Genomic DNA, 16,305 nt, shown 5'->3' on the forward strand with positions numbered 1-16,305 from the left:
TCAGACAATTTCCGCGTCATAACCCATGAAAAAATTCGGGTTTTGGGGTAGCAGCGGTATAGGCTTATTAAGTGATATTTCGCCTTGATCGTTACGTTCGTGCGATAGTGCAGCTCTGTCATTATTCTCCCTTATAGCGGGAATTTCATAGTGTAACAAGTTGAGTGGTCGCGAAGTTCGAATTGACCTCTTGGATTTTATTAATGCAACGCGAGCTTCCGCAGATTGAGAAGGTACGGGGCATTCGTATGGATTCTGAGCTGGATTTTTTGCAAAAACAAGGAAAAGTCTATGAGGCAGTTTGATGATAAGCCATTGGAAGCAAAAGCTATCAGCCGAATGATCTGCGCATTGACTGGCAGAACGGTAGGGGTTGAGTACCTTTGGGATACGGGCGAAACATCAACTTTATGGATCATTGAGACCTCCAATAGCTTCGAACGATGTCCGATAATTCCTAACGCGAAAACTGAAGCTTAACTCAATCCTTTCCCAAGCTGCTCACGAAAGCTCCGTAATCTTGGCTGACCTGCCGGGCCTCCTCGAAGGCTCTGACCCGTTCATCCTCCAAACACCGGAAATGCCGCTGAATGTCTGTGATATAGCTCTCGAAATCCTGCCTGATCAAATCAGCAAATTCGATTACCGCTGCAGGGTCGTTTGGAACAAGCGGCCGTTGTGGTGCGAGACAAGTAGCGCTGTTGGCCGCACTACTGACCGCAACACTCAATAGTATAACCTGCGGGATCAAATGCAGCATCTTCATTCTTTAACAAGAATCCTCTATATTATACATCAGGGCAAAACCGCCGGACTGAGCAGGCTGGTGGAAATATCCTCAACAGAATCGCAATAATATATCTTGCGTTTCATTAATATACTTTCGTATGTTCGTGATGTCCATGGTGGGCATGGCGATCCTACGTCTCGAGAAAAGAGAAGTGTGATCGCAGTCATGAACTGGGAAGTAGAAGCACCAAATGTGGTTACGGAGGCGAGATTCCGCGAACTCGTGGAAAGCGGCTATAGCGCCGAGATTTTGTGCCAGGAGTCTGCGCACAAGAAAGGTCCGAGCTATTACGGTATATGGATCATGCGCGCTGTCAGTGATGACGGCGTGGAAAAACTTCTTGTCACTGCCCGCACCCGTACAACGCATAACGACATCAAAATCCGCGAGTTCAAGACTATCACGGGTGTTGTATCCTTCTTGGTTGGGATTGGTTTCTCCCACGCAGATGTTCCGCTCGAAGAAGGTCAACGCACCACGCATAAACTGGCAACGGCCGACGAAGGCAGCAGCGGCTAGTCTTCTCCTTCTTGGCGCATCCACTTTTTCCGCCTCCGCGCAAATGGTTCTGGTCATGGAGAGCGACGGCTCTCTGACCGCACGCAACCCCAAAACAGTTTTGCTCGAAACTACAACGACGGCGTTGGCCAAGGCTCGGCGGCCGAAGCGCTCACTATATTTGACCAACCTGATGTTGCCGCAGCAACAGAAGAAATACGCGTTGCTGCCGTTGTACCGCGCGCGCCCTTCCCCGCGCAGACGTCCTTTCGGCAATTGAGGCCACGGCGCTACGCTACGGCAGCCACACTGGCTTGCGCCGCGCGGGACTTTCGGTTTCAGACTGGCTCCTTCTCTTCCGCGCCAACATTGAAATCGAAAGCGCCTATCGTCAGAGCGCGGTTTCTAGCGCAGGCGCCATTGGCCTTGGCCAGTTGATGCCAGCGACAGCGCGCGATCTCGGCGTCGATCCCCGCGATCCCCTACAAAACCTTGACGGTTCGGCGCGCTATCTTGCGATAATGCTCCGTGAGTTTGGCGATCCACGGCTTGCGTTGGCAGCCTACAATGCTGGACCCGATGCCGTGCGCCAATACGATGGTATCCCCCCTTACCGAGAAACCCAAAATCATGTGGCCCGCGTCATGGCGGTGGTCGCCCGACTGGAAGGAACAAACCCATGAGACATTTTACATCCCTATTCGCAGCATCATTGGCGCTGTTTTTGCTGATTGCCGACCCTGCGCTTGCGCAAAGCATCGATCTTTCCCCCATTCAAAGTCTGCTACAGGGCATCGTTGACGCTCTGACCGGCCCGCTTGGCGTCGTCATTGCCACGCTCGCTGTTTTGGGCGTTTTCCTCAGTTGGTTCTTCAACATCATTGATCTGCGCCAAGCACTCTGGGTCCTCGTTGGCATCGCCGGTGTTGCGGCAGCCCCCACAATTGTCGCTGCAGTTTTCGCTGGTGGCTGAGCGCTCTCCCCTCTTCCTCGGCCTCGTGCGCCCGCCCAAGCTTTTGGGCCTGCCCATCATGTATGCGATGGTCTGGCTCTTTGGCTCGGTGCTATTGTTCGTCTGGGTTCAGCACATCGTGATCCTTGGGGTTGCGATCGTGCTCTACCCCGTCCTTTGGAAAGCAGCAGATTGGGATCCGCGATTCATCGACGTTATGATGACGGCGCTACAGGAAACCCCACCCACCCGAAACCGGCACGTTCATGGCGGGGACAGCTATGCACCCTGATGATACTGGCGACGAAGCCCTCGATACCCGAACATTGACGCCGAACTGGTACGTGAGGGAAACCCGTTTGGCGCATATGCTGCCCTATGTCAGTTTGGTCGAGGACCAAACGGTGCGCACACGGGTCAACGAATTGTTCCAATGCATCCGCTTGGACGGGGTCAACAGTTACACAACTTATGATGCTTACCTCGACAAGGTCACGTCCCTCTTTGCCCGTATTGTCGCGCAGCTAGGTCCAGAATTCAGCTATTATGTACATAAGGTCTCAAAGGCGATTGCGCCGGAGCTTGAACCCGTCCGCACCAAAAGCTTTGCTGGCGAAGTGGATCGCCAGTGGCGCGAGAAGCTGGCGATCAGCGGGCTGCGCGACAAGACACTGACTCTCACAGTCATGCACCGTCCGCCGTCCAAGAGTTTTCTTCCGTTCCTCAATCGCAGCGCACCTGAGCGCTTCAAAGAAGAAACTCAAAAACGCCTTCGACGGTTGAACGAGGCCGTGAATGTCTTCGCCTCGGGGCTGGCTGATCTCAAACCGCGCGTTCTGTCAGCGAAGTCTGGCGAGCTGGTTGGGTTCCTCGGAGCGCTCAATACGGGCCAAGAACTGCCTCTCTATCCAGCGAGCACTTACGGTTTTCTGTCGTTTAACGTCGCCAACACCCGCGTGACATTCCTTGAGGATCATTTTGAACTTTCAGAAGGCGTCGTTGGCCACCGCTACGGCAAGAGTTTCACCATCGGGGAATACTCAGAGGCCACGTCTTGCACGATGTTCGACATGTTGAACCTGCCAGTCGACATGATCGTCACCCATTCGTTCACGCCAATCAATTCCAACCTCATGGCAGGTCGCATCAAACGGCAGAAACGACAGATGCAAGCCTCGCAGGATGCTGCCCTCTCGCTCATGGAAGCGCTCGACATCGCCGCCGATGATCTTGAAGCTAAACGTCAGAGCTTTGGCGAGCATCATATGGTCGTAACCATCTTCTGCGACACCCTCGATGAGCTGCAGACAGTGAGCGCCGAGATCGTCAATGCGGCCGCTGCTGAAGGCGTGAAGATGATCGGCGAGCGGGTTGCTGCCAAGGCGCATTACCTTAGCCAGCACCCCGGCAATCAGCCCAAGCGCGTGCGCGCCAGTGCCATCACCAACCGCAACTTTGCGGATTTCGCCGCGTTCCACCGCACACAGCTCGGCAAAGGGGCGGGTGACGTGCCTTGGGGCAAAGTCATCACCATGCTGCCGACGCCCGAGCAAAGTGCCTATCGGTTTTCTTATCACGAGCAAGGGAGCCCTGATAAAGAGCCGACCAGCGGACACACCTTAATCATGGGGCGGCCCGGATCAGGTAAATCCGTACTTTCCGCATTTCTCATGACCCAAGCCCGTCGAGCTGGTGCGCGGATCTTCGTCTTTGATTACCGTTTAGGTATGGAGATGGCGGTCCGCGCCAACGGGGGAAGCTATGCAGCATTGAAGGCTGGGCAGGGCACGGGCCTCAATCCGCTTTGGACCGAGGTGGACGATCGCGGCACGGCTTGGCTCTCGGACTGGCTGGCCACCCTGCTCTATCGCGCGGACAAGCCGCTAACGCCCGTTCAAACCAACCGCATCCAAGAGGTCGTGCGCCAGAACGCGAACGCCACCGACCCGGCTTTGCGCAATTGGAAGGACTTCGCCTCGCTCTTTGTCTCCACCGATGATGGCGGTGATTTGCACCAGCGACTGCTCGAATGGACCAGTGACGGTCGCTACGGCTGGATATTTGGCCAGTCGCTAGAAGACACGTTTTCTCTCGAAGGTGATGTGGTCGGGTTTGATCTTACTGGCATTCTCGACTCTGAGTCTGAGAAAGAACGGATGGCCGTGCTCAGCTACCTGTTTCGCCGCGTTGAACGCGAGATTGAGGATCGCCGCCCCACGATCATCATCATCGATGAGGCCTGGAAAGCGCTCGACAATGCATATTTTGCCGAACGCCTGTCAAACTGGCTTGTGACGGCCCGAAAGCAAAACACCGTTGCTGTGATGATGACCCAGTATGCAAGCCAGCTGGAACGTACCCGCACCGGTAAAACCATTGTCGAAGCCGTCCCGACACAAATCCTGCTGCCCAACATCCGCGCCCACGCGTCTGACTACGCGATGCTGAACCTCTTCGAGAAAGAACTCGACGTATTGCTAAACACAGGCAGCAATTCGCGATTGGCCCTGATCCGTGATGATCGCGGTTCGGTCGTGGTGGACGCTGATCTCAGTGCTTTAGGCCCCAACCTCACAATCCTCGGAGGCATGGAAAAAGGCGAAGCCCTTGTTGGTGCTGATTACCGCGACCGTCCTGATTTCTGGAGACTGACATGACAAGACCACTGATCCTGATCTGCGCACTTGGTGTGCTCGCATCCTGCGCACAATACCAAGAGCCCCAAGCGAACTGCTTCACTTTCTTGGCCGCCGTCGCACCAGTCGCGCCAGATTGTACCTTCACCCCGATCAACGGTTCGGAGGGAGACGTTGAAGTCTAGCTTTGCCCTTCTGTTCTTGCTTTCGACAGTAGTTAGCGCCGCGCATGCCCAAGGTGTGCCTACCAATGATAGTGGGCTGACAGTACGCGACATCGTAGAGACGGGCGATCGAGACGTCGATCTGGCGACCCAAGCCGACAAACTTACTGTGCAGGAACTCATCTCGGAGATCGCGCGCGAGCAATTGGAAACGCTGGCGCGTATCCTCGACGCCCAATCAAGCTTTGGAGGCCAAGGCCTGCCCGCAATGGTGTCCGGTTTGGAATCTGGCAGTGGTGATCCGGCGCGCTCGGTGGAAGCCGTTTATGGCTCAGGAGAAATTGATCCTAATCCCGGTGGCACGCAGATGTTTGGCGATGCGGCCCAGAATATCGAACAACTCATAATCCGTGTCGCTCAAGAGACCAGCGGCTTTGCGGGCGTCGGGCGTGCCGGACTCTCTCCCGTCCAATGGCGCGCCCTTCTTCAAGCCCTGATTTGGCAGGAAAGCCGCTTCACGATTGGTGCGCGCTCTCCTATCGGTGCCTTTGGTCTCACCCAGATCATGCCAGGCACTGCGAGCGACCTCGGCATCAATCCTGCCTACTATGACAGCCCCTATTTGCAGGTGCATGGCGGCGCGCGGTATTTGGCCACGCAACTCAACACCTTTGACGGCAACATCATCAACGCGCTTGCCGCCTACAATGCAGGACCGGGCCGTGTGTTTGAATACAGCGGCGTGCCGCCATTTCGAGAAACCCAGCACTACGTCACTGTCATCCCAGAACGGTATAATCTCTATCTCAGCCGGATCGGCGGTATCGAAGCCTTGGGAACAATCGATCCTGCACTCCTGGCCAATGCCAATCTCTCGATCACAGGGCATGGCGCTGCTTTCTACGGTAACAATTCCCCTGCTGCTATCAGACAGGCGGCCATACGGATCCGTGACATCGTGGAGCGCATTTCAGAGACTGAGGATGTGCAGGAAAGTATGGCGCTCAACACCTATGCCCGCGCGGAACTCGTGCGCCTCGTCGCGGCCCGCATTCGCCTGCAAGCGGCAAGAACCCGGGCCTTGAGCGCCGTTGAATTGGCCCAAGCCTCTGCCCGCATGGCCGAAGGAAACTTTATGAACTTTACAATCGAGGAGTTGGACTAATGCTTAGATCCAAATGGCTTTTGAGGACTGCTTTGGTTGGCACGCTCGCACTCGGACTACACGTGACGTCACCTACCTCGGTCTTCGCACAGGGCGTTCCTGTGGTTGACACCCAGAATATCGCCCAGAACATCCAGCAACTCCGTCAGATGATCGAAGACGAGATTTTGCAAAACGAGCAGCTGGTGCAGCTGCGCGAACAACTTGCCACACTCACGGATCAACTCGCAGAGCTGCAACGCACTTATGAGGCCCTGACCCGTCTCGCCGAACTGCCAGAAATCATCCGCACGCAGATGGAGGATGAGCTCAACGGTCTTCTGGACCAAGAGTTTGGCGATATCATCGCGACCATCGTCCAACCTCTGCCCGTGCCGTCTATAAAGGTGTGGGTGAAGTATCGATTTATGTGTCAGCGAATATGCAAGGGCGTGGGATCGGGCGGCACCTGTTGAATGAGGTGATCTTTGCCTCAGAGCACGCCGGATACTGGACATTGGTTTCCCAGATTTTTCCAGAAAATGAAGCGAGCCTATCGCTGCATAAAGATTTCGGATTCAGTGTTGTCGGCACCAGAACCAAGCTTGGAAGGATGGATTATGGGCCATTCGCGGGCCGCTGGCGCGATGTGATCACGTTGGAAAGACGCAGCCAATCCATTGGGTGACACCCACAAAAGCAGATGAATTGGCATTCTAAGACCTGCCGTTGGCGACACCGGTTGAGATATAAGCCAAGGCATTTAAGACGTTACTAGATACCGGAACACCCCCATAAAGCCAGCTTATAGTTTTCGGTTCAAAAGGACGAGAGACATGGAAAACGCCATCCTTATTCGGGACGTTTCAGTAAGCGACTACGGCCAATGGCGCGCGCTGTGGGATCAGTATAATGAATTTTATGGAAGAACCGGCGCAACCGCGCTTTCAGAGGACATTGTTCAATCGACTTGGCAAAGATTCCTAGAACCAAGTGAGCCGGTGCATTGCTTGGTGGCTGAATACGAAGGACGGCTTGTCGGTCTTGCCCACTTCATATTTCATAGAAACACGATCACGATTGAAAATACTTGCTATCTTCAGGACGTTTTTTCTTCTCCTTCGCTACGCGGCAAAGGTGTCGGGAAAAAGCTGATCTCAGCTTTTTATGACCACGCAAAGCAAGCGGGAACGGTTGGGGTTTATTGGCATACGCACTCATCGAATGAGACGGCGATGAAGCTATACGATAAGGTCGCTAAGAATACGGATTTTGTTGTCTACAGGCACGCGGTCGATATGAAAATCATCTGACTCGGCTTTTGATGCGTGCAGTTTGAACCGCAGCTTCCACGACGCAGGCTGCATTGCAGCAAAAATCCTGACGTAACAGCGACGAATTGCTGCGCCAGCAATAGCCGTACGTGAATCAGGCAGGTTTGTCCGAATCTTACCAGTCCGTCCACTGTGCAGCGATCAGCGCGATTTCCCGAAGCGGTCGGCCGCGTCGCTTCGGTACATCGCTTTGAAGTGTCACCGAGAGCGGTCATCTACATTTCTTGATAGAATTTGCCGTCGGCGCTGTGTCGATGCTTGGGCTGGAGGGAGGATAACTCATGTCCAGAATCCAACTTCCCGCCGTTAAATCAAAAGACAGACCTTGGAACAATGGACGTGTGGTTGGTGTAGAGCTTGAAGATACGCTGAGCATCGCAGAAAAGATCGACAGTTGAAAACAGGGCGAATGAGCTGCTGCCGGTTTCGTAGACGGCAACTTACGGCTTGCGAGACAAAATGATCCCTAAGCTCGACGCCATCAAGAAATCTACCGGACGATACAACGTCGCTTTACCGCTGGTGTCTAAAACCCCTCAGAATGCTAGTTGCGAGAAACGTAATCGCCGCGACGCACACAATGGAGGGACCTGCAGGCGTATCAAACACATACGCTGCGCGCAGACCGATAGTGGCTGATAGCATCCCGATCAGACCGGCGGCGACTGCCATACCTTCGGGCGTGCGTGACAAAGGGCGTGCGGCGGCTGCCGGTATGATCAGCATGGCGGCAATAAGCAGGACTCCCACGACTTTGATCGCAACCGCAACCGTAATGGCCAGCGCGATCGTCAGCACCAGTTGTTCACGTTTCGGGTTGATCCCGCTCGCGTAAGCCAGGTCTTCGTTCAATGTCGCCGTCAGCAGGGCCGACCAGCGCCAGCCGATCAAAGCGACGACAACTGCAGCACCGCCCCAGATGACCGAAAGATCCCCGCGCGACACGGCCAGAATATCACCAAAGAGATAGGCCATTAGATCGATCCGCACTCCCGAAATGAAGGACACCGCAACAAGTCCAAAGGCAAGTGCGGAATGCGCAAGAACCCCCAACAGTGTGTCCATCGCATAGCCCCTTCCAGACAACACGCTGACAACCAGCGCCATCAGCAAGGCCACTGCCATCGACCCCACGAAAATTGACATCGAGAACGCGAGCGACAGGGCGACACCAAGGATCGCGGCGTGCGCCGTGGCATCCCCAAAATACGCCATACGTCGCCAGACCACAAAACACCCCAAAGGTGCGGCGGCAAAAGCCACGCCAATTCCGGCCAGAGCCGCACGCACCATAAAATCATCAAGCATTATTCTGCGGCCTCTGTGTGGTCGTGGTTATGATCGCCATGATCATGGTGGTGATCGTGTTCATGCCGGTAAAGCGCCAGTGCGCCGCCCGTGCCGGGCCCGAACAATGCCCTGTATTCGGGCGCAGATGCGACCACCGCCGGTGTTCCTTCACAGCAAACATGACCGTTAAGGCAGATGACGCGGTCAGAGGCGCTCATCACAACGTGCAATTCGTGGCTGATCATCAGAACCGCGCAGCCCGTGTTTTGCCGCACAGTTTCGATCTGTTGGTAAAAGGATGCTGAACCGCGTTGGTCAAGCCCCTGTGTGGCTTCGTCCAAGAGCAGCAGATCAGGTTTTCCGATCAAGGCGCGGGCAAGGAGGACCCGCTGGAATTGACCGCCAGAGAGCTGCGAGAGTTGCGCTGCAGCCAAGTCCGGCACTCCTGCTTGCGCTAGCGCATGATCGATGTCTGCAACTGCGACGCCGCCCAGCAATTTCAAGAACCTTGAAACTGTGATTGGCAATGTCTCGTCAATATGCAGTTTTTGCGGAACATAGCCGATTTTTACGCCACTCCCTTGCACGACGCGACCTTTAAGCGGCTTCACCGCCCCGATAATCGCGCGCAGTAGGCTGGTTTTGCCTGACCCGTTCGGGCCAACAATTGTGACAATCTCACCGGGTTCGACGCGCAATGACACGCGTGATAGCACCGTCCTTGCGCCATAACGGACGCTAAGGTCTTCAACCTGAACAAGGCTCATGCGTCGGCCTTGTCTACACAGGCCGGGCAGACGCCTTCGGCCTCCACGACAGTGCGCTCTATCCGGAACCCGGTGGCGCGTGCCGCGTCGCCCAATGCACCCCGCGCGGGGGAAGATTGGGCCTCGGCCACCGCGTCACACAGGCGGCAGATCATAAATGCTGGTGTGTGGGATTGGCTGGGGTGAACGCAGGCAATGAAGGCATTTAGCCGTTCGATCTTATGGGCCAAACCATTTACGACAAGGAAATCCAACGCGCGGTACGCAACGGGAGGCTGCGACCCGAACCCGTCTTCGCGCAGCCTGTCCAAAATCGTGTAAGCGCCGAGCGCGCGGTGATTTTGCAGCAATATCTCGAGCACCTTGCGCCGCACAGGCGTAAAGCGAAGACCTTCAGCCGCACAACGGGCCTCGGCTGCGGCAAGACCCCCGCTCACGCATGTGCGATGATCATGTTGCGCAAACCCCAAGGGGCTGTTCGCAGCATTTGTCTTGTTCGACTCACTTGTCATGTTATTACATTTCGTCTATCTGATGTGTAATGTTATACAATCACATGGAGACCTCGATGTCCAGAAAGCTTCTTACACTGTCCCTTAGTGCCACTTTGATGGGTGGAACAGCCTACGCGGACGCGCCGAAGGTGGCGGTTGATATCGCCCCGGTCCATTCTTTGGTAGCACGGGTCATGGAAGGCGTCGGCACACCCGATTTGATTGTTCAGCCCGGTGCAAGCCCGCACGAGTACAGCCTTCGTCCATCTGAAGCCTCCGCGTTGCAGGACGCCGATCTTGTATTTTGGATTGGACCCGATTTGACGCCATGGCTGACCGATACGATTGAAACGCTCGCACCGGATGCCGCTGTGACGGCATTGCTGGAAGCAGATGGCACGATCGAACTGGAGTTCCGGGAAGGTGCGTTGTTCGAAGCCCATGACCATGATGACGAGAAAGATCATGACGACGAAGAGGGCCACGAAGACCATGATGATCACGCAGACGAAGCGCATGATGCTCATGATGACGAAGAAGCCGAGCACGACGAACATGACCACGGTGCGCATGATCCGCACGCATGGTTGTCACCACAAAATGCAATGACCTGGCTGAACGTGATCGCAGGGCAGCTTTCCGCCGCCGATCCTGATAACGCAGGTACTTACTTTGCGAATGCGGCAGCAGGCCGTACTGAGATTGAAGCCTTGATTGGTGAGGTCACAGCAACGCTTGATCCTGTGCGTGATGGCCAATTCGTCGTGTTCCATGATGCCTATCAGTACTTTGAGGCGGATTTTGATTTCCCGGCATCAGGCGCAATTTCCATCGGCGATGCGTCTGACCCTAGCCCAGCACGAATTGCAGAAATCCAAGGTCGGATCGCCGAGCAAGGCATTGATTGTGTTCTGGCCGAACCGCAATTCAATCCCGGTCTAGTCGCAACTGTTCTCGATGGAACGCAAGCACAGACGGGCATTCTCGATCCGCTAGGCTCCGATCTGGAGCCGGGTCCGGCACTTTACCCTCAACTTATCCGGAATCTGTCGACCGCCCTTGCAGGCTGCATGTAATCGCATCAGCCCCGTAAAATCCGGATTAAAGATTGGAGCACAAGTCTCCCGTGTCACACAGATTTTGGGGCCTTTTGTTCGTTGTGATGTGCCTTGGTGGACCCGCCAAGGCACATCCGCATGTCTTCGTCGATGCGCGGACCGGCTTCATCTTTGGGACTGACGGGCAATTAGAGGCGCTTCGGATTTCATGGACCTACGACGAATTTACAACGCTTATCCTATTTGAATCGTTGAACTTGGATTTCGATGGAGACGGACAGTTTAATGATGCTGACCGAGCTGCAGTTATAGACGGTGAAACCAACTGGGACCCTGAATACAAGGGCGATGTCTACCTTGAGGTCGCTGGGCAAGACTATCCACTGGGGCGACCCGAAGCCGCTGCTGTCACGCTTGAGAGCAATCAGGTTGAAGTCTCATTTGATCTACTAATGTCACAGCCTGTCAGGATCGAAGGTGCGACCGCTTTTCTGCGTCTTTATGACCCCGTCTTTTTCTACGCCTATGCCATTCTGCCCGCGAAAGACCCCATCGCTCTGCCTGAAGGCTGTCAGGCGCAGATCGTGCCGTTTGAACCGAATGCCACAGAAAACGCCTTGCAGGAAACGCTCACTGCACTGGGGCGCGAAGAGGCACCCACGCAAGAGAATGTCGGACGCCTCTTCTCTGATGAGGTGCGCCTGACATGTGGTTAAGGTTTGGTCCCATCGTTTTATGCATCTTCGCTGCCGGTGCCGCCGCGTGGAGCTTTGTGCAGTGGTTCGACATTCAACAATGGGCAGCTGGCGAACAACGCACGTTCCAAAATGCAATGGCAGGTGCCCTAAGGGGAATTCAGGCCGGCGATCCGAGGGCCGTCTGGACTTTGTGCAGTGCGACAGCGGCTTATGGATTCTTCCACGCCCTTGGGCCGGGTCATGGGAAAGTGCTGATTGGTGGAGCAGCCCTTGCCAGTGGCGCAACCTTAAAACGGTTGAGCATATTGACGGTTCTATCCAGTCTGGCGCAGGCGGCGACGGCCATCCTTTTGGTTGGCGGCCTCTATTTTGTTTTGCAAATCGGTTCCGCTGATCTGGCCGATCTCACAGAGGCTTGGCTCGCCCCCGCAAGTTAGGCAGCAATTGCCGCGATCGGGGTTGTGTTAGTATTTCGCGGTGCACGTAGTTGGCACAAAATGGGCCAAGCCAAACAGGCTGCGCACGGCTGTTGCGGCCATGCACATGGTCCAAGCATCCAGGAAATAGCAACACTTACATCGGCGCGCGACGCGGTCGCTTTGATCGCCAGCATCGCGATGAGGCCTTGCACTGGTGCATTATTTGTACTGGTGATCGCGGCTCGGTTCGATGCTTTTGCCGTTGGATGTCTTGCCGTGATCACGATGGGTCTCGGGACCGCCGCGTTTAACCTGACTGTTGTCACCTCCGGCGTCGCCGCTCGGAGGTTGGCCGGTCTTGGGGCGCGGGATCACCAAGCCATGCAGGCCATCTCGGCAACACTGCACGTGACTGGAGGCGTCCTGATCATCGCCATCAGCATCGGAATGTTGTTGCCCTACTTGGATTGAAGCATCTTGACCTCTCATTTAGTGTTATGTCATAACATTACAAAATGATAAAATGGAACAGAATGACCGATAACATGGACGCCACAGATACCCGCTTCCCGGTAACCTTGCTGACAGGCTTTCTTGGTGCGGGAAAGACCACACTCCTCAATGCGATCCTAACCAATGCAACCGGACCAAGGATCGCTGTCATTGTGAATGAGTTCGGCGAGGCCGGACTTGATCACGACCTGATCGAGGCCGTGGACGAAGATATCGTCTTGATGCAATCGGGCTGCCTGTGCTGCTCCATTCGCGGCGACCTGTCGCGCACCCTGCAAGACTTGGCTGCCCGCAGACAAGAAGACCGTTTGACATTCGACCGCGTCGTGATCGAGACAACGGGCCTCGCAGACCCCGCACCAATTCTACAGACGTTCTTGTTGGACACCTATCTGGCAAAGAACTTCCGTATAGACGGGGTTGTCACGGTGGTGGATGCAGCAACAGGTCCGGACACGCTCAACCGCCAGTTCGAAGCCGTTTCGCAAGTCGCGATGGCGGATCTGCTTGTGCTGAGCAAAACCGATCTGGTGTCCAAGAGCGCATCAAGCGCGTTCAAAATACGGCTGCGATCGCTCAACCCAACTGCGGACATTTTGCGGGCGGATCGTGGTGTGGTGCCAATTACAGCCCTCTGGGATTTAAGCGGTATGCGCCATCAGGGAACATCTGATCATGCCATAGCGTGGCTGACGCCGACCGCGCCCCGTGATCCTCTTGAAAATCTGTCCGGCTTCGCTCCGTCAGCCACACCTTCCGCACCTGTATCGCAACATGACGCGCGGATTGGATCAGCGTCTATCGTCCTGCATGACCCAATTCCTGCAGATGATTTTGACCGTTGGCTCGACACGCTCATCATGCTGCGCGGGCCCGACATCCTCCGCGTAAAAGGCATCGTACATCTGATCGGCATTGAGACGCCGTTCGTGTTCCACGGTGTGCAGCATCTCTTTGATCCCCCGGTGCCCTTGAACGACTGGCAGGGCAAAAACCGTCAATCGCGCATCGTTGTCATTGCCCGCGATATGACCAGCGCTGAACTTGTCTTCAGCCTCGACATGCTGCGCGCCCACCAAACCGCTAAAACCGCTTAAGGATGAGCCCCCAATGACCCAAAAACTTCCTGTCACCGTCCTATCCGGCTTTCTTGGGGCCGGTAAAACCACGCTTCTCAACCGCGTCCTGAACAACCGCGACGGGCTGCGTGTTGCGGTCATTGTCAATGACATGTCCGAGGTAAACATCGACGCGGACCTGGTGCGCGCTGATACAGAGCTGAGCCGCACGGATGAAACGCTGGTCGAGATGTCGAACGGGTGCATCTGCTGCACATTGCGCGATGACCTGCTGGCCGAGGTGCGCAGGTTAGCGGCGGAAGGACGCTTTGATTATCTGCTGATCGAATCCACTGGCATTTCCGAACCACTTCCCGTCGCCGCCACCTTCGATTTTCGCGATGAACATGGTGAAAGCCTGTCGGACGTCGCGCGGCTTGATACGATGGTCACTGTCGTGGATGCCGTGAACTTGCTGCGTGATTATTCCAGCCACGATTTCCTGAGCGACCGGGGCGAAACGCTTGGCGAAGATGACGAGCGCACGTTGGTGAACCTGTTGGTCGAACAGATCGAATTCGCGGATGTCGTTGTGTTGAACAAGGTCGCAGACGCCACATCCATCCAAGTTGAGGCCGCGCGTCAGATCATCCGCAGCCTGAATGCAGACGCCCAGATCATCGAGACCACTCATTCGGATGTTCCCGCAGATGCAATCCTGAACACGGGGTTATTCGATTTTGAGAAGGCGCAAGAACACCCCATGTGGGCCAAAGAGCTTTATGGCTTTGCAGATCACGTGCCGGAAACCGAAGAATACGGCATCGCTTCATTCGTTTACCGCGCGCGCAGGCCGTTTGAACCTGAGAAGATCATGGCTGTCCTGAATGGCGACCTGCCGGGTGTGATCCGCGCAAAAGGGCATTTCTGGATCGCGACCCGTCCTGACTGGGTGGCGGAATTTTCGTTGGCTGGTTCGCTGTCGTCGGTCAAACCAATGGGGACATGGTGGGCGTCCGTCCCAAAGGACCGTTGGCCGGACCATGACGGTATGCAAAGTTATATGACCGCACATTGGCAAGAACCATGGGGCGACCGTCGGCAAGAGATTGTCTTTATCGGGTCAGGGATTGACTGGGCTGACATCAAGGGGCGATTGGATGAAGCACTTTTGCCTGAAGAACTGGCAAAGTCGCCGGACGCCCTGCCTGACTGCCCCGACCCATTCCCACAGTGGCGCAGGGCGGAGCAGGCGGCATGACGATAATTCAGGACGTGCTGCAAAGTGCTGCCATCGGCGTTGGTGTGGCGCATGTGCCCGAGAACCTTAACATTCTGGAAAAGCCAGGATGTGCTGCTGCGATTTTGCAGCGGCAACCTCTGCCTGCTTTTCAGACGTGGATGGACGGGATGGACCCGGAAAACCTGCCGTCCGCTCGGTTGATCCTGAAGCCCCAAAGCGTGTCCTCAGTTCTGTCGGACTTATGCGATACATCTTTAATGCTGGATGGACCACACCGACAGCGTCTCATCGAGGATATCGCCGCATTATCGCACCTCTTTTGCGACTTGATGGATGCTCCCTATGTGCGCCTTCGGCTTAGTCGCGTCACCGCGAACGCATGCCGCAAGTTCCATATCGATGCCATAACCGCCCGGCTCGTTTGCACTTACCGCGGCACGGGAACCCAATATGGCATTTCACACGATGGTGCTGAACCAAAACGCATCTTTACCGTCCCAACTGGCACCCCGATATTGCTGCGCGGCACACTATGGCCAGAAGAGCCTCGCTCCGGCCTGCTGCACCGATCACCTCCGATTGAAGGGTCAGGCGAAACGCGGCTTGTTCTGGTCTTGGATCCGATCTTTGACCTGGAAGAAGAGACATGACTGGCAATCTTGGATCTACGACTCTTAAGAAGCGACGCCGGGTAGCAGACCCGATGATGACATACGATAGGTTGCCTCAACCCCTTCGAAGTTGGCTCGCGGGAGCGGCGCTTCCATGGTCTCCAAAATCGTGCAAACGCATTTGGGACAAGGCGCGACGCAATGGCCTCAGCGTCGATGATGCCATCGTAGTGTTGACTGAGACAGAGCAGAAAACCCTTTCCCGGGACAAGTATTGCGTTTTGGTGAATTGAGGCGCGTTGATCTGGTCTTGATTTTGAAGCGAAGCAGAAATCACTGGCCATCAGTGTAAACTTGCAGGTACGGGAACTGTCTCGTCGGAAATATCGTAGTCGATTTGTGGCCATACGTTCTATTGCATAGCTTTTGCACGACGGGGAAAAGCTTTTGCAATCAACCAGGGTCGACTGGTTTGAATGACCGGTTCGGCGAAATATACTGCGTTGGCAAACGAGCGATGCTGCGCACGCGAGCAATTTCTGCGCCAGCAATAGCCGCATGTGCATAAGGCCGGTTTTTCTTGTGTGGATGGCTCCCTTTTTGCAAGTCCTTTTTCGCGCATGGTATTTCGTCAGA

At 55.3% G+C, this 16,305-nt stretch carries 20 protein-coding genes and 2 pseudogenes; 18 read left to right on the plus strand and 4 right to left on the minus strand.

The genetic code is table 11. The features are described from left to right. Positions 1 to 955: 955 nt before the first annotated feature. The 10 genes and pseudogenes from PFRI_RS18980 to PFRI_RS19020 all read left to right on the plus strand — a co-directional run bounded on the left by PFRI_RS18980 (position 956) and on the right by PFRI_RS19020 (position 7,497). A complete protein-coding gene (locus PFRI_RS18980) occupies positions 956 to 1,309 on the plus strand; it encodes a hypothetical protein (protein WP_072632291.1) in 354 nt (117 codons plus the stop codon). Between the two features lie 43 nt (positions 1,310 to 1,352). Continuing rightward, positions 1,353 to 1,971 (plus strand): annotated as a pseudogene (locus PFRI_RS18985) (lytic transglycosylase domain-containing protein). Next, positions 1,968 to 2,261, plus strand: coding sequence for a TrbC/VirB2 family protein (locus tag PFRI_RS18990; protein ID WP_072632276.1), 294 nt, complete (start codon positions 1,968 to 1,970; stop codon positions 2,259 to 2,261). The pseudogene PFRI_RS18985 and the gene PFRI_RS18990 overlap by 4 nt, the downstream one beginning before the upstream one ends. Further along, entirely contained in the window at positions 2,254 to 2,532 is a 279-nt protein-coding gene (locus PFRI_RS18995; RefSeq protein WP_072632277.1) for a VirB3 family type IV secretion system protein, read from the plus strand. Before PFRI_RS18990 ends, PFRI_RS18995 begins: the two co-directional genes overlap by 8 nt. Beyond that, positions 2,522 to 4,897 carry a VirB4 family type IV secretion/conjugal transfer ATPase gene (locus PFRI_RS19000; protein ID WP_072632278.1) on the plus strand — a complete coding sequence of 792 codons (2,376 nt, stop codon included), beginning with the start codon at positions 2,522 to 2,524 and terminating at the stop codon, positions 4,895 to 4,897. The genes PFRI_RS18995 and PFRI_RS19000 overlap by 11 nt, the downstream gene beginning before the upstream one ends. Beyond that, on the plus strand, positions 4,894 to 5,061 hold the full coding sequence (locus tag PFRI_RS21435) for a hypothetical protein (protein WP_170124885.1): 168 nt from the start codon (positions 4,894 to 4,896) through the stop codon (positions 5,059 to 5,061). Before PFRI_RS19000 ends, PFRI_RS21435 begins: the two co-directional genes overlap by 4 nt. A gap of 55 nt (positions 5,062 to 5,116) precedes the next feature. After that, complete coding sequence (locus PFRI_RS19005; RefSeq protein WP_072632292.1) at positions 5,117 to 6,205, plus strand: transglycosylase SLT domain-containing protein; 1,089 nt, start codon at positions 5,117 to 5,119, stop codon at positions 6,203 to 6,205. Then, positions 6,205 to 6,561: pseudogene (locus PFRI_RS19010) on the plus strand (type IV secretion system protein); the annotation flags it as partial. The gene PFRI_RS19005 and the pseudogene PFRI_RS19010, both read left to right, overlap by 1 nt. 65 nt (positions 6,562 to 6,626) lie before the next feature. Beyond that, positions 6,627 to 6,872 (plus strand): GNAT family N-acetyltransferase, encoded by a 246-nt coding sequence (locus PFRI_RS19015; RefSeq protein WP_084649771.1) that lies wholly within the window; start codon positions 6,627 to 6,629, stop codon positions 6,870 to 6,872. A 148-nt stretch (positions 6,873 to 7,020) separates the two neighbouring features. Continuing rightward, a complete protein-coding gene (locus tag PFRI_RS19020) occupies positions 7,021 to 7,497 on the plus strand; it encodes a GNAT family N-acetyltransferase (RefSeq protein WP_072632280.1) in 477 nt (158 codons plus the stop codon). Between the two features lie 534 nt (positions 7,498 to 8,031). On the opposite strand, the gene PFRI_RS19025 is transcribed toward PFRI_RS19020, so the two are convergent. The 3 genes from PFRI_RS19025 to PFRI_RS19035 are packed head-to-tail and all read right to left on the minus strand — an operon-like array spanning position 8,032 to position 10,087. Then, positions 8,032 to 8,826 (minus strand): metal ABC transporter permease, encoded by a 795-nt coding sequence (locus PFRI_RS19025; RefSeq protein ID WP_072632281.1) that lies wholly within the window; start codon positions 8,824 to 8,826, stop codon positions 8,032 to 8,034. Then, the gene (locus PFRI_RS19030) at positions 8,826 to 9,575 is read right to left on the minus strand and encodes a metal ABC transporter ATP-binding protein (RefSeq protein ID WP_072632282.1); all 750 of its coding nucleotides are present in this window, start codon (positions 9,573 to 9,575) and stop codon (positions 8,826 to 8,828) included. Before PFRI_RS19030 ends, PFRI_RS19025 begins: the two co-directional genes overlap by 1 nt. Further along, positions 9,572 to 10,087, minus strand: coding sequence for a Fur family transcriptional regulator (locus PFRI_RS19035; protein ID WP_072632283.1), 516 nt, complete (start codon positions 10,085 to 10,087; stop codon positions 9,572 to 9,574). Before PFRI_RS19035 ends, PFRI_RS19030 begins: the two co-directional genes overlap by 4 nt. A 56-nt stretch (positions 10,088 to 10,143) precedes the next feature. Between PFRI_RS19035 and PFRI_RS19040 the strand changes: the two genes are divergently transcribed. From PFRI_RS19040 to PFRI_RS21755, 8 genes are all read left to right on the plus strand, one after another. Then, positions 10,144 to 11,145, plus strand: coding sequence for a zinc ABC transporter substrate-binding protein (locus tag PFRI_RS19040; protein ID WP_072632284.1), 1,002 nt, complete (start codon positions 10,144 to 10,146; stop codon positions 11,143 to 11,145). 50 nt (positions 11,146 to 11,195) lie between these two features. Beyond that, positions 11,196 to 11,843, plus strand: coding sequence for a DUF1007 family protein (locus tag PFRI_RS19045; RefSeq protein ID WP_072632285.1), 648 nt, complete (start codon positions 11,196 to 11,198; stop codon positions 11,841 to 11,843). Beyond that, entirely contained in the window at positions 11,834 to 12,262 is a 429-nt protein-coding gene (locus tag PFRI_RS20990) for a HoxN/HupN/NixA family nickel/cobalt transporter (protein WP_084649772.1), read from the plus strand. Before PFRI_RS19045 ends, PFRI_RS20990 begins: the two co-directional genes overlap by 10 nt. Positions 12,263 to 12,286: 24 nt before the next feature. Beyond that, a complete protein-coding gene (locus PFRI_RS20995; RefSeq protein WP_139292150.1) occupies positions 12,287 to 12,715 on the plus strand; it encodes a hypothetical protein in 429 nt (142 codons plus the stop codon). A gap of 74 nt (positions 12,716 to 12,789) precedes the next feature. Further along, positions 12,790 to 13,854 carry a CobW family GTP-binding protein gene (locus tag PFRI_RS19055; RefSeq protein ID WP_245812479.1) on the plus strand — a complete coding sequence of 355 codons (1,065 nt, stop codon included), beginning with the start codon at positions 12,790 to 12,792 and terminating at the stop codon, positions 13,852 to 13,854. A gap of 13 nt (positions 13,855 to 13,867) precedes the next feature. Next, positions 13,868 to 15,076, plus strand: coding sequence for a zinc metallochaperone GTPase ZigA (zigA, locus tag PFRI_RS19060; RefSeq protein ID WP_072632287.1), 1,209 nt, complete (start codon positions 13,868 to 13,870; stop codon positions 15,074 to 15,076). Further along, a complete protein-coding gene (locus tag PFRI_RS19065) occupies positions 15,073 to 15,708 on the plus strand; it encodes a DUF1826 domain-containing protein (RefSeq protein ID WP_072632288.1) in 636 nt (211 codons plus the stop codon). The genes zigA and PFRI_RS19065 overlap by 4 nt, the downstream gene beginning before the upstream one ends. Beyond that, positions 15,705 to 15,962, plus strand: a complete 258-nt coding sequence (locus PFRI_RS21755; protein ID WP_072632289.1) for a DUF6525 family protein — start codon at positions 15,705 to 15,707, stop codon at positions 15,960 to 15,962. The genes PFRI_RS19065 and PFRI_RS21755 overlap by 4 nt, the downstream gene beginning before the upstream one ends. 160 nt (positions 15,963 to 16,122) lie before the next feature. Here PFRI_RS21755 and PFRI_RS21560 read toward each other — a convergent pair. Then, a partial coding sequence (locus tag PFRI_RS21560; RefSeq protein ID WP_217653419.1) for a hypothetical protein occupies positions 16,123 to 16,305 on the minus strand: 183 nt, incomplete at its 5' end.

It is taken from the genome of Planktotalea frisia, assembly GCF_001890925.1.
GTDB classification, from domain to species: domain Bacteria; phylum Pseudomonadota; class Alphaproteobacteria; order Rhodobacterales; family Rhodobacteraceae; genus Planktotalea; species Planktotalea frisia.